This window comes from Acidiferrobacteraceae bacterium (assembly GCA_037388825.1).
Lineage (GTDB): Bacteria > Pseudomonadota > Gammaproteobacteria > Acidiferrobacterales > JAJDNE01 > JARRJV01.
Genome location: JARRJV010000043.1, coordinates 5,994 through 18,427 on the forward strand (window position 1 = coordinate 5,994; position 12,434 = coordinate 18,427).

Below are 12,434 nucleotides of genomic sequence, written 5' to 3' on the forward strand. Positions count from 1 at the left end.
CCTTCGTCTTTTGATGAAGACGTCTACCCTCTGGATATTTCCCGACGCCATCGGTTGGTGGTGGATCCGGATCGACCGTGGATTTCGTTCTATGGCGGCAAGCTGACCAACTGCATGGATGCTGCGGCGGACATTTATGCACACCTTCCGAGGCAACGGTTCGCAGCACCGCGAATCAACGGTGTGCACCACGAGCCGCCCGGGGCCATCGAGCAGATGTCCTTTCCCGGACTCAATGACCCGGTACCGACGGTTGGATGGACCGTTGAGCACGAGTTTTGTCACACGCTGGCCGACTACCTGCGTCGGCGAACGAATATCGCCCAGTGGGTCGCGCGACAGGGCTTGGGTCGCGGGGACGAAAATATAGCCCAGATCCGGCGCATCGCCCTCGAATTGAGTCAGGGTGATGTTCAGGCGGCGGACCGGGAGCTGGATCGCTATCGGGCCTTGGTCAGGGAGAACTTCGATCAGGTCTTGGGTGTTGCATAACCAGGAGGGAAATCGCATGGATACAAGAAACACAAAGCTTCCCGCGATTCTGGGTGGCCCGCCTGCAGTGACCGCGGACCAGCTTGCGGCCAACCTCTGGCCCCTGCTCACCCGGGAAGACGAAGAGGCTGTGTTGGATGTGATGCACGATGGAAACATCTCGACCCATCCCGTGATCCGTGGACTGGAACAGGATTATCGAGGGTTGACCGGGCGCAAGTATGCGCTCGCACATTGCAACGGTACCGCAGGGCTGTTGGCCGCATTTTTTGCCCTTGATCTCCAGCCCGGGGATGAAATTATCGTTCCGTCCGCAACGTTCTGGGCGTCGGTACTTCCGATGCTGTGGACGGGCGCGGTGCCGGTCTTCTGTGAGAGTGAGCCACAGCGCTTGGGTCCGGACCCGGAGGATATAGAGCGAAGAATCACGTCCCGCACGCGCGCGATTGTGGTCGTCCATCTGTGGGGCTTGCCGTGCCGCATGACCGAAATTCTGGACATCGCGCAGCGGCACGGACTACGCGTGATCGAGGACGCATCCCATGCCCATGGCGCGATTTGGCGTGATCGACCCTGCGGTTCTCTCGGAGACATTTCGGTCTTCAGTCTGCAGGGGGACAAACTGGCGCCGGCGGGGGAGGGAGGTGTTCTTCTTACCGATGACTACGCTCTCTATGAACGCGCGACGTGTCTCGGGGACATCACCCGTTTTTTTGAGCTGGAATGACAGCTGAAACACCTGCCGGAACGCAATCGGCGGCGTCGGAACAACCTGGAATACCTGTCACGGAAGCTGGAGGTCCTTGGATTTGACACCTTCCTTGCGCCGGCGCACATCGAACGTACCTATTTCGAGTTTCTGATCCGGCCTGATCCGGGGCAACTGTCTCTGCCGACCGAAACCCTGATTGCGGCACTGCAACAGGAGGGATGCCAGGTCGGGTCGCCACGATATCCACTGGTGCACCAGCAGCCTTTCTTCAGCGAAGGGCACTACCGAAAGGTCTTGCGCAGTGACCGCGAAGACCTGCCGGACTATTCACAAGTTCGTCTGCCGGTAACCGAGGCCGCGAATCAATCCCTGGTGAAGTTGCCAGCCTTTCCCAATGCGGATCGGGAGCTGCTGGATCAATATGCCCAGGCCTTTGAGAAGGTAATCTCCCATGCCGATGCAATCCTTGCACGAGCCTGACAATACGCCGATCCAGCCGGCGCATGGACTGAAGCGCGCCGCGTTGCTCGCCGCGGATCGGGGCCTGTACGTCCTGCACCTGACCACGACTCTGCTGATCGTGTTCGGCTGGATCCCTGCCGCAACCCGTATGATCAACTGGTATCTGATCGTGGCAACCTTTGTGTCCTGGCTGGGTTTTGGTCTGATCTTTGGATTCGGTTATTGCTTGTTTACCGATATTCAGACTCGAATTCGTCGGCGTTTGGGTACGGGTGAACCACTGGAATCCTTCGTGAAGGATGTCGCGGATCGCGTTACGGGACGCAACTGGAATGCGAGGCATGTGGAAACGGTCACCCAGGTGGTCTTCTATGTCTGTGCCGCCGCCTCGTTCTATGTGAATTTCGCCTCCGGCTGGATCTAGGTCCACCAGGAGGGTCACGCTCTAGACACGGCTGCTCATGTTGACCACATCCCTGGACAGGCCGAGTACGATTCGATCCCGTAGGCTCTCAATCTCACGCAGCAGCGGGGCGATTCCCGGCTGATTTCCGGCAACAATCTCGAATTCCATTTTCTGGCAGGCCTTCATGAGGTCGTAGTAGCCAAAGTTGCCGCTGGTTCCCTTGAGCGTATGCAGCTGTTGGCGCAGGCCATCATTGTCATTGGCGTCATAGGCGGCGCGAATCCTGGCCACCGTCTCCGGGAGCTGGTCGACAAAACGATGCACGAGATCCGCGAGATCGGGTTCCTCGACCAACAAGGGAGAAACGATAGGACTCTGTTCGACATCGGATTTGCCTTTCGGCCGCAAAAAGCGTTGCAACAGCTCGTTCAGGTGTTGGCGGTCTATGGGCTTCGCCGCGAATTCGGTGCACCCCGCCTCGAGGCAGGCGTCCGCGTCCGAACGCTGGGCTCCCGCGGTCAGTGCGATGACGGGGCCGGTATAGCCGTTGTTGCGGATCGCGCGTGTGGCGTCCAGGCCGTTCATGACCGGCATCTGGATGTCCGTGATGATCATGTCGAACTTGCCGTTCCGTGCCTTCTCCACGGCTTCTCTGCCGTGATTGGCCACGATCACGTCTGCCCCCGCCTTTTTGAGGTACATGGAGATCAGGCGTTGGTTGTCGATATTGTCCTCCGCCAGGAGTACCCGGCCCGCGATCAGGGTTTCGGGAGCGTGGACAACATCGGGCGAGAACTTGGGTGTGAAACTCTTGTCCGTCCAGCTTGCCTGACTCAGGTCGCCGGTGGCGATACGCACGGTGAAGCAGCTGCCGACTTCGGGCGTGCTGTCCAGGGTCAGATCTCCCCCAAGCTTGAGTGCCAATTCGCGCGAGAGGTGCAGACCGAGTCCGGTGCCGCCATAACGGCGGGTGGTGGAGGTATCGGCCTGCGCGAATGCCTCGAACAGGCGTGATGCCTGTTCCTCGCTCAACCCGATGCCGGTGTCGATGACCTTGAAGTAGAGGGCACCGGCATCACGATCACAGGAAACCTTGATTCGGACACTGCCTTCGTGGGTGAACTTGATCGCGTTGTTGCACAGGTTGATAAGGATTTGCTTGAGCCGCAAGGGATCGCTCTGGATCTGCAAGGGCAGGGGAAAATCGTACTCGATACGGAACGCGAGACCTTTTTCCTGTGCCATCAACGCAACGATCGACTCCACGTCTGCGAGAATTTCAAATGGATTGACCGGGATACGTTCGATTTCAAGCTTGTCGGCCTCGATCTTGGAAAGGTCGAGAATATCGTTGATGATCTTGAGCAGATGTTTGCCGCTTCGCGTGATCGTCCCAATGGCATCCACGCGCTCGGCCATGGATTGGTTCGCGTCAAGCAACGACTCGGAGAATCCGATTATCGCAGTCAGGGGTGTGCGAATCTCATGGCTCATGTTTGCCAGAAAGGCGCTCTTGCTTCGATTGGCCTTGATTGCTTCGTCGCGGGCATCCGCCAGCTGGGCGGTTCGCTCCTGCACCCGGACTTCCAGCTCATCGTGGGCGCGGCGCAGTTCGTCCACGTATTCATGCACGCGCTGCGCCATTTTGTCGAACGCGCGCCCGAGAATCGCTACCTCATCACTTCCGGACAGATTGGCCCGCACCTCCATTTCCCCAGCGGCAAAGCGCTGTGCCGTGCTTGCCAGCACATCCAGCCTCCGGGTCAGCAGATAGCCGATCAGCATACCGACCACGGCAATCACGCACATGCCTACGAGACCGATACTGATGCCGAGATTGAACAACTGCTGGTTGGTCTTGAGCAGGCTTTCGTGGGAGAAGCGCATGACCAGGGTACCCACCTTGCCGTTGGCATTTCTCAAATCGTGGGAGATCCAGATCAGGGAGGGACTGTTGGTGATTGGAGGCAGTGCCTTGCCGATGTAGGAATGTTGACTGCTGACGACAACGCGACCCCTGTCGTTCGCGAGGAACACAGCATCGATGTGGGGATCCTGCACCACCTGTTCGATATAGGGTTGCAGGTCGTCGTATTCCTCGGTCAACAGGCCGCTGCGACTCAATTCCCCAAGCAGCTTCATCATGACCGTTTCGCTGAGGCCCAGCTGTTTGCGGGATTCGCTCAGGGAGTATCGGAGGGTAACGCTCAACACCGTTACCATCATGATGGCCTCAAGGAGGAAGATGATGACTGCGATCCGGAACTTGAGGGAGTGTCGCAGTCTGCTCAACGGCGAGGTCATGGCTACCTATTCACGCGACAATTCGCGAACCACGTTGTAGTCGGAATCGCGAATGGGAATAAACGGACTGAGACGGCCCCGGGCCAGCAGCTGACGACCTTCTTCCGTCTTGGCCCAGCCCACGATTCTCTCGCGCAGGGCGTCCCGGTCGGACTTGGGCACCCGGGGATTGATGGCAAACAGGGTGTGCGGGATCGGGCGCGATGCCGCGATGGTCTTGAGTTTCACCTTCATCTTGTGCTCGAAAAATCGCAACGCGGGCGCTGCAGTACCGCAGACATCGGCTTCACGAATCAGAATCTGGCGCATGCAGGCCACGTGGGACCGGTGATAGGAAAGCTGAATATCCTGGTCCGGTACCAGACCATGCTCCTTGAGAAAAGCGCGCATCAGGCGGCTGACCGCGGCCATCTTGGGTGGCAGCGCCATCCGCTTGCCCCGCAGATCCGCCACCGACCGGAGCGGGCTGTCCGTACGTGCGACAACGATGGCGGTCAGTTTCTCGCTTCGTGTCGCCAGCGGCAGATAGCCATAGCGGTCCGCCATATGGATGTAATCGAACGGCTGGATGAAGGCGATATCGTACTCCTGCTTCTCCAGGTGCTTTGAGAAGCGCGCGTAGGTCGTACTGGAGCGCAGAACGATGTGGCGGTGAACAGTCTTTCCCAGGTCCGCGGCCATGGGAGCGAATACCTTCTCCAGATCCCGTGGCGGAAGGTAGGGAAACACACCAAGCACGTAGTCCTTGCCGGCATGGACGGAAGCAGTGGTCGCCAGCAGGGCAACCATGAGTATGAACAACGATGGTTTTCGAAACATGTTCGCCGGGTTAGGCACCCCTGCCTGTATTGATCTTCGTCCGGTTGCTTCGCATCAGAATGCAGTGGCTTGGTATATCCGGGCCCCTAGAGCATAGCAGTTGTCCGGCAGGCTGCAGTCGTGCAGGCCGGTGCGAGACCGTGCGTGGACGGGAGCCTAGATCTGGACGCCAATTTTTCAGGGATCGCGAACGCGCAGCGGGATTATTACCGGTTTTTCTGGCCGGCGATGGAAATCGACCTAGCGTGCGCCAAAGATGCCGGACCCGATCCGGACCATCGTGGCGCCTTCGAGGATGGCTGCTTCCAGATCCGCGGTCATGCCCATGGACAGCTGATCAAATTCGTCCATGCCGAATTGGCTTCGTGCATCCGTCTGCATGGAGCGCAGGGTGGCAAAACAGGTTCGCAGATCGGTTTCAGACCCGCCACGGGGGCCGATGGTCATCAGGCCGCGAAGGCGGATGCCCTCGAGGCGGGCGGCCACGACTTCCTCCATCAACCGGGAAAGCGAACCCGCAGCGATGCCCGACTTTGCTGCATCCTGTATGACGTTGACCTGGATAAGGCAGTTCAGCTTCGTTTGCATCGCAACCGCGGCACGGGAAAGCCGGCGGGCCAGGTCAAGATTGTCGAGTGTGTGAAGCCACTGGAAATGCCCTGGCACCAGACGTGCCTTGTTGCGCTGCAGGTGGCCGATGAAATGCCAGGTCATCGCGAGTTCGCGCAGGGAATCGATTTTTGGAACCGCCTCCTGAATTCGGTTTTCAGCAAAATCCACTTGTCCGGCTGCATAAGCCTGCCGGATCGCTCCGGCGGAATGGGTTTTGGAGACGGCGACCAGTCGTATGTCGGCGGGGTCGCGGCCCGCAGTCTGCGCCGCCGAGGCAATGCGCGCCCGGACCCGCTGCAGTTTGGATTGGAGGTCCATCGTATGTCTTGTTATGGGGCTCGGCGAGCGGTCCGCCGACCGGAGGTCAGGACGTCGGAGTACGGGGGCGAGCCGTCACCGGACCGTCCCGCTGCAAGTAGCCTTCCGGATCCATGTGCCTGCCTTGCTTGAGGACCTCGACATGCAGATGGGGTCCGGTGGACCGACCGGTGGACCCGACGGTGGCGATCGCCTTGCCTCGTTGCACACGGTCACCCGGCGCAACCAGAACCTCGCTCGCATGGGCGTAGCGGGTGGTGAGCCCCTGACCGTGATTCACTTCCACCATCAACCCATACCCCGGCCGTTTGCCGGCATAGCTTACCACCCCGTCACCGAGGGCGTTGATGGTGGAACCCAGTGGGCTGGCAATGTCCACGCCGCGGTGGACGGAGCGTCGTCCCGTAAACGGATCAGCGCGCACCCCGTAGTGAGATGAGAGCCAGCCTTGCTGGACAGGCCAGCCCCGCGGAAGTTGCGCACGCTGGGTGTGGCGGTTGATCAATACGGTCTCCAGAGCGGCCAACTGCTCGCTTTGCTGGGTGACATGCCGATCCAGGGAGTCCAGGGTTGCAAGCATATCGCGATTGCCGTCAGCGGAAATCGCCGGCGCAGGACCACGCAGGGACGCGTTGGTGCGAAAATCGAATTCCTGATTGTCGATTCCGGCCACGTGTGTAAGCCGTTCGCCCAGGGCATTGAGGCGAAGAATCTGTGCCTGCAGCTGGCCCAGTCGCTGCGCCAGCGCGTTGAGATGGGTTTCCGTCCGGAGCCGCGCGCGCTCGATGGAGGCGCGTTGTTCCTGCAGCTCGAGTTGCTGCTCCCGCAGGCGCTCCGCGGCCCCGGAGACGGGACCACGGGACAGGAGATTGGCGCCCTCGAACGCGATCGTGCCAAGAAGCACGGGCACGGCCAAGGCAAGGGAAAGCAGGACCAGGATGTGTCGGCGGGAAAAACTGGCGGGTCGCGCCGGCCGATTTCCCTCCGGGATCAGGATGATGTTCATACTATGGTGTATAGTCTGACGGAAAATATCCTTCCAGCAAATACGCGGGATTATGCAGGAACATGAACACAGCACGAACGGTTGGTGATTTTCTCTCGGGTCCCCTGGCGCAGCGCCTCGCCGAACGCCAGGCCCGGCAGGAGGCCCTGCGGCCGGCCTGGGACCGCTCCGTGAGCCCGGAACTGGCCCGTCATAGCAGTCCCTTGAAGCTGGAGCAGGGCAGGTTGACGGTGCAGGCGGACGGCCCGATTTGGGCCCACCGTTTGCGTACCGAGGGCGGCAAGTTGCTGCAACGTCTGCAGGCGGAGATGGCGGAACCGGTGTCGGAACTCGCGGTCCGCGTGGTGCCCCCGGAAGTGGAATTGATACCGTCCCGGGCCAGTGTCATGAGGGAATTGTCAGTTCATTCGCGTCTGTTGATCGACGACGTCGCGGTCAATATCGGCGACGAGGACTTGCGCAGGGCGTTGCGGCGGCTCGCGCGAGCGACGGACTGAGAATGCCGGGCCGAGTGTTTCGCTACCGTCCCGCTTTCTTCCCGAACCGTCGCGCCGTGGTTCGTGGTCTCGGCCTTGTGTTTGCGGGTGCGTTCCTGGCGGCGTGCGCGACGAAACCCGCGCCTGCACCCGTGGCCCAGCAATCCCCCGATGTGATTTCCATAGTCGCCGTGGGCGACATTATGCTCGACGGCAGTGCCCGTCCGGAATTGAAAAAATACGGCTATGACTATCCCTTCGATCGTACGCGCAAGGTACTCGAAGGCGCCGATATCGCCTTTGCGAATCTTGAGGGTCCGTTGACGGATCGGGGAGAGCGGGTCGAGGACAAGAAATACACCTTCCGGTCGCCGCCGGCCGAGGTTTCCGGTGCCCTCAAACGGGCAGGGTTCGACGTGGTTTCCCTGGCGAACAATCACACCATGGATTATGGCGCCGAAGGTTTGTCCCAGACCATCGGTGCTCTGCAACAGGTCGGAATTCAACATGTGGGAGCCGGAGCGGACCTGGCAGCGGCGCGCACGCCCGCTGAATTCACCGTACGAGGCAAGAGAATTGCCTTTCTCGCTTACTCCCTGACCTTCCCGGAGAGCTATTGGGCGGGCTCGATGCGCCCAGGTACGGCGTTCGGACACGAACAGCAGATCGTCGCGGACGTACGGGCGGCACGCGCGAAGAACGATATCGTGGCGGTATCCTTTCACTGGGGCCAGGAGTCAAGCACCCAACTGCGGGAATATCAGACACGGCTTGGGCACGCGGCCATTGATGCCGGGGCGAGCCTGGTAATCGGGCATCATCCGCATGTCCTGCAGGCTGTGGAACATTATAAGGGTGGCGTTATCCTCTACAGCCTTGGCAACTTCGCCTTCGGCTCCTATAGCCACAAGGCCAGGACATCGGTGATCGCGCGCGTCCGGTTTCACGGAAACAGGCTGTCGGCGGTCGATCTCTTACCGATCGATGTGTACAACCCGGACGTCGTGTTCCAGCCCACTAGCCCATGATCCGTCCGCTGGAGCTCTTTATCGGGCTACGCTATCTGCGCGCCCGGCGGCGCAACCATTTCATTTCCTTTATTTCGGTCATGGCGGGCCTGGGGATTGTCCTCGGGGTTACCGCCCTGATCACGGTGCTGTCGGTCATGAATGGTTTCGGCCAGGAGCTTCGCGACCGCATCCTTGGTGCCGTCTCCCATGTAACCGTACATGCCGCCCACGGACCGCTGCGGGATTGGCAGGCGGTTAATGAAAAGATTTCGCGGCTTCCCCATGTGCGCGCGACCGCTCCCTATGTGGAAGGAGAGGGCATGATTTCCCTGGCCGGGAACAGCCAGCCAACGGTGGTGCGGGGCATCGACCCGCAACGGACGGAGCGGGTTTCGACGTTCCGCAACCACATGCGCGAGGGTTCACTGGATGACTTGCGGCCGGGCCGATTCGGCGTGGTGCTGGGTTCGGAGCTGGCCTGGCGCCTGGGTGCAGGCGTGGGTTCGCGGATTAATCTGCTGTCATCCCGCGTGCAGGTCACGCCGGCGGGTCTGCTCCCTCGTTCCAAGACCCTGACGGTTGTGGGCATCTTCCAGTTGGGAATCAGCGAATACGACGGCGGCCTGGCGCTGATGAATCTGGATGATGCCTCCCGCATCTTTTTCTCCCACGGTGTCACGGGGATTCGGCTGGACCTGGATGACTTGTTCGCGGCCCCGGCTGTGAGTCGCGATATAGACCGGATCCTTGGCAAGAAATACCGTGCCATCGACTGGACCGAGCAACATGCGAGTTTCTTCCGGGCGCTGCGACTGGAGAAGATTGCCATGTTCGTAATCATGATGCTGGTGGTGGCGGTGGCGGCGTTCAATATCGTTTCCATGCTGATCATGATGGTGACGGAAAAGGAGGGCGACATCGCCATACTCCGTACCCTTGGGCTCAGTCCGCGAAGTATCATGGGGATATTCATGATCAACGGCGGCATCCTCGGCATCGGAGGCACACTGGCCGGCGTCCTGGGCGGGGTCCTGTTGGCGGACAACATCCAGGCCGTGGTTCAGTTCTTCGAAGATCTCTTTGGCGCCCAACTCTTCAGCCAGGACATCTATTACTACACGGGTCTGGTGGGGGATATCCACTGGCCGGACGTGATCGTAATTGCCATCGCGTCGCTGGTGGTGACCGTCCTGGCGACCGTCTATCCCGCGCGGCGGGCATCCCTGGTACAGCCCTCGGAGGCCCTGCGGTACGAATGAGCATGAGCGTTTCGTTAGCACAGTGGCTGTGGTTTGATATGCCGTCATGATTCGCCCGCTGGAAGTCTTTATTGGTCTGCGCTACACCCGCGCCCGCAGACGCAGCCAGTTCATCTCGTTTATATCGCTGATGTCCAGCTTGGGGATTGTCCTCGGCGTGGCGGCCCTGATCGTGGTTCTGTCCGTAATGAACGGTTTCGGCAAGGAACTGCGCGCGCGAATCGTGGGTGTTGTATCCCATATCACGATCACGGAGGAGCCGTTCGGATTGCGCAACTGGCGTGCCGTGGCGGATCGGATCGCACACAAACCTCATGTTGTTGCCAGTGCGCCGTATATCGACGGACGGGGACTGGTACTGCACGGGCAGACCGCAAAAGGCGTGTTCGTCCGTGGCATCGTCCCGCAGCGGGAGGAGCTGGTTTCGTCCATTGGAAAGCATATGCGCAGCGGAGCACTCGCCAGTTTGCAGCCCGATGCGCACAAGCTTGTGCTCGGTTTGGCCCTTGCGAAACAGCTGGATGTTCACACCGGGGATCATCTTGCGCTGATCGTTCCCGCCAATGGAAAGGGGGATGGCGCGCCGAGACTGCAGCGCTTCACCGTCAGCGGCATCTTTTCCCTCGGCATGTATGAATACGACAGTTCCCTCGTCCTGGTAAATCTTGCGGATGCCTCCAAACTGTTTGGCAAGCCTTCGTACGTCAGCGGTCTGCGTATCCGGGTCGACCGGCCCGATCTGGCACCGGCGATCAGCCGTGATCTGGGCGAAGAGCTGGGCGATACCGCGTATGCGCGCGACTGGACGCAGCGGCACAGGAACTTTTTCATCGCGCTTCAGGACCAGAAACGCATACTGTTCCTGGTTCTGACCTTGATCGTCGCGGTAGCGGCGTTCAATATTGTTTCGACAATGGTGATGCTGGTCACGGACAAGCGCGCCGATATCGCCATCCTCCGGACCCTGGGCATGAAGCCCACCGGGATCATGGCGGTTTTCGTGGTTCAGGGTTCTACCCTGGCGACGGCCGGTACGGTGCTCGGGGTTCTGAGTGGTGTCGTCTTGGCCTGGAACGTTGAATCCATTGTCCACTGGATCGAGCGTACCTTTGGTTTTCATTTCCTCGCCGCGGATATCTATCCGATCACCGATCTGCCGGCCTCCATACACTGGCCGGATGTCTGGTCCATCGCGGGCATCAGTATCGCCCTGGGTGTGGTGGCGACGATCTATCCCGCATGGCGTGCGGCGAGGATACAACCGGCGGAGGCTCTGAGGTACGAATGAGCGCGGAACTTGTACTGCAGGCGACAGGCTTGCGAAAGGTTTTTGAGGAAGGCCATTTGAGTGTCGAGGTGCTCAAGGGCGTCTATCTTCGTGTCGCGCGCGGCGAGCAGATCGCGATTGTCGGTGCCTCGGGCAGCGGCAAGAGTACATTGCTGCATCTTCTGGGTGGCCTGGATCGTCCGAGCGCCGGGCAGGTGGAACTGGATGGGCAGAATCTCGCAGAGCTGGGAGAGAGAGCGCGCGGCGAGCTGCGCAATCGTACCCTGGGGTTTATCTACCAGTTTCATCATTTGCTGCCGGAATTCACCGCCCTGGAGAATGTGGCCATGCCGTTGTGGATCGCGCGGGTCGATCCGGGGGAGGCCCTGCGGCGTGCCGGCGAGATGCTGGCGCGGGTGGGACTGGACGATCGTCTTCCGCACAAGCCGGCGGAACTCTCCGGGGGCGAGCGCCAGCGCGTGGCCGTCGCACGCGCAATGGTTACCCGGCCCCTTTGTATCCTGGCGGACGAGCCAACGGGGAACCTGGATCGACAAACCGCCGAGGGCGTGTACGAGTTGATGCTGGAACTGAATCGGGAACTTGGTACCAGTTTCGTGGTGGTGACCCACGATACGGGCCTTGCATCGCAAATGGATCGCATCCTGACCCTGAAAGACGGGGTACTACAGACGGAAGAGTCTCAGGAAGCCTCGTTCTGACGATTCCGGCGCAGCTCCTTCCGTCGTTGCCAGTTACGCAGGACGTGCCATCGCCAGAACGATCGCATCGCTACATAACCCAGCAGGCTGGCAATCCCTCCGACAACCACGCAACCGAGAAGAAACGGCTGCCAGATAGCCAGCAGACCGCTGGTCAACCAGTCCCATGACAGTTCAAAGTGGAACGGTTCGGGTGGAATGCGCAGGATCCAGGTACCCACCTTGTAACAGGAATAGAACAAAGCCGGCATCGTAACTGGATTGCTCACCCAGACCAGGGCCACGGAGATCGGCAGGTTGGCACGAAAGACAATCGCCAACAGGGCCGCGGGGATCATCTGGAACGGCATGGGTATGAAGGCCCAGAACAGGCCGATGGCAAAGGCGGTGGATACGGAATGGCGATTCAGGTGCCACAGGTTGGCGTCGTGGAGCAGGGTGCCGAAGATCCGCAAATGGCGATGATTGCGGATCATCTCCGGGTTCGGCATGTAGCGCTTGATCAGTCGACGTGGCATCAGAAAAGAGTCCGGTTTCTCGTTACCGTTCCCATGACCCGCGATGGCCGG

General features: G+C 60.2%; 12 protein-coding genes and 1 pseudogene. 8 read left to right on the top strand and 5 right to left on the bottom strand.

Annotated features, from left to right (window positions below; genetic code table 11):
* The 3 genes and pseudogenes from P8X48_08930 to P8X48_08940 form a co-directional block, all read left to right on the top strand.
* A partial coding sequence (locus P8X48_08930; GenBank protein MEJ2107437.1) for a hypothetical protein occupies positions 1-492 on the top strand: 492 nt, incomplete at its 5' end.
* A gap of 16 nt (positions 493-508) precedes the next feature.
* Positions 509-1,684, top strand: a pseudogene (locus P8X48_08935) (DegT/DnrJ/EryC1/StrS family aminotransferase).
* A complete protein-coding gene (locus P8X48_08940) occupies positions 1,656-2,090 on the top strand; it encodes a DUF2784 family protein (GenBank protein ID MEJ2107438.1) in 435 nt (144 codons plus the stop codon). Before P8X48_08935 ends, P8X48_08940 begins: the two are co-directional and overlap by 29 nt.
* A gap of 21 nt (positions 2,091-2,111) precedes the next feature.
* Here the strand turns inward: P8X48_08940 and P8X48_08945 are convergent, their stop codons facing one another.
* The 4 genes from P8X48_08945 to P8X48_08960 form a co-directional block, all read right to left on the bottom strand.
* Positions 2,112-4,376 carry a response regulator gene (locus P8X48_08945; GenBank protein MEJ2107439.1) on the bottom strand — a complete coding sequence of 755 codons (2,265 nt, stop codon included), beginning with the start codon at positions 4,374-4,376 and terminating at the stop codon, positions 2,112-2,114.
* A gap of 6 nt (positions 4,377-4,382) precedes the next feature.
* Complete coding sequence (locus P8X48_08950) at positions 4,383-5,195, bottom strand: phosphate/phosphite/phosphonate ABC transporter substrate-binding protein (GenBank protein ID MEJ2107440.1); 813 nt, start codon at positions 5,193-5,195, stop codon at positions 4,383-4,385.
* A 240-nt stretch (positions 5,196-5,435) separates the two neighbouring features.
* Positions 5,436-6,125 (bottom strand): YggS family pyridoxal phosphate-dependent enzyme, encoded by a 690-nt coding sequence (locus tag P8X48_08955; GenBank protein MEJ2107441.1) that lies wholly within the window; start codon positions 6,123-6,125, stop codon positions 5,436-5,438.
* A gap of 46 nt (positions 6,126-6,171) precedes the next feature.
* Entirely contained in the window at positions 6,172-7,131 is a 960-nt protein-coding gene (locus tag P8X48_08960) for a M23 family metallopeptidase (GenBank protein ID MEJ2107442.1), read from the bottom strand.
* Between the two features lie 62 nt (positions 7,132-7,193).
* Here P8X48_08960 and P8X48_08965 point away from each other — a divergent pair, with 62 nt between their 5' ends.
* Genes P8X48_08965 through lolD form a run of 5 tightly spaced genes read left to right on the top strand, consistent with a single transcriptional unit; the run spans position 7,194 to position 11,865 of the window.
* Positions 7,194-7,628 (top strand): DUF721 domain-containing protein, encoded by a 435-nt coding sequence (locus tag P8X48_08965; GenBank protein MEJ2107443.1) that lies wholly within the window; start codon positions 7,194-7,196, stop codon positions 7,626-7,628.
* A 2-nt stretch (positions 7,629-7,630) separates the two neighbouring features.
* Positions 7,631-8,635 carry a CapA family protein gene (locus tag P8X48_08970; GenBank protein ID MEJ2107444.1) on the top strand — a complete coding sequence of 335 codons (1,005 nt, stop codon included), beginning with the start codon at positions 7,631-7,633 and terminating at the stop codon, positions 8,633-8,635.
* Positions 8,632-9,876, top strand: a complete 1,245-nt coding sequence (locus tag P8X48_08975) for a lipoprotein-releasing ABC transporter permease subunit (GenBank protein ID MEJ2107445.1) — start codon at positions 8,632-8,634, stop codon at positions 9,874-9,876. Before P8X48_08970 ends, P8X48_08975 begins: the two co-directional genes overlap by 4 nt.
* A gap of 46 nt (positions 9,877-9,922) precedes the next feature.
* A complete protein-coding gene (locus P8X48_08980; GenBank protein ID MEJ2107446.1) occupies positions 9,923-11,164 on the top strand; it encodes a lipoprotein-releasing ABC transporter permease subunit in 1,242 nt (413 codons plus the stop codon).
* Positions 11,161-11,865, top strand: a complete 705-nt coding sequence (gene lolD, locus P8X48_08985) for a lipoprotein-releasing ABC transporter ATP-binding protein LolD (protein MEJ2107447.1) — start codon at positions 11,161-11,163, stop codon at positions 11,863-11,865. The genes P8X48_08980 and lolD overlap by 4 nt, the downstream gene beginning before the upstream one ends.
* Here lolD and P8X48_08990 read toward each other — a convergent pair.
* A complete protein-coding gene (locus P8X48_08990) occupies positions 11,847-12,383 on the bottom strand; it encodes a DUF2062 domain-containing protein (GenBank protein ID MEJ2107448.1) in 537 nt (178 codons plus the stop codon). The genes lolD and P8X48_08990 overlap by 19 nt on opposite strands.
* Positions 12,384-12,434 lie beyond the last annotated feature (51 nt).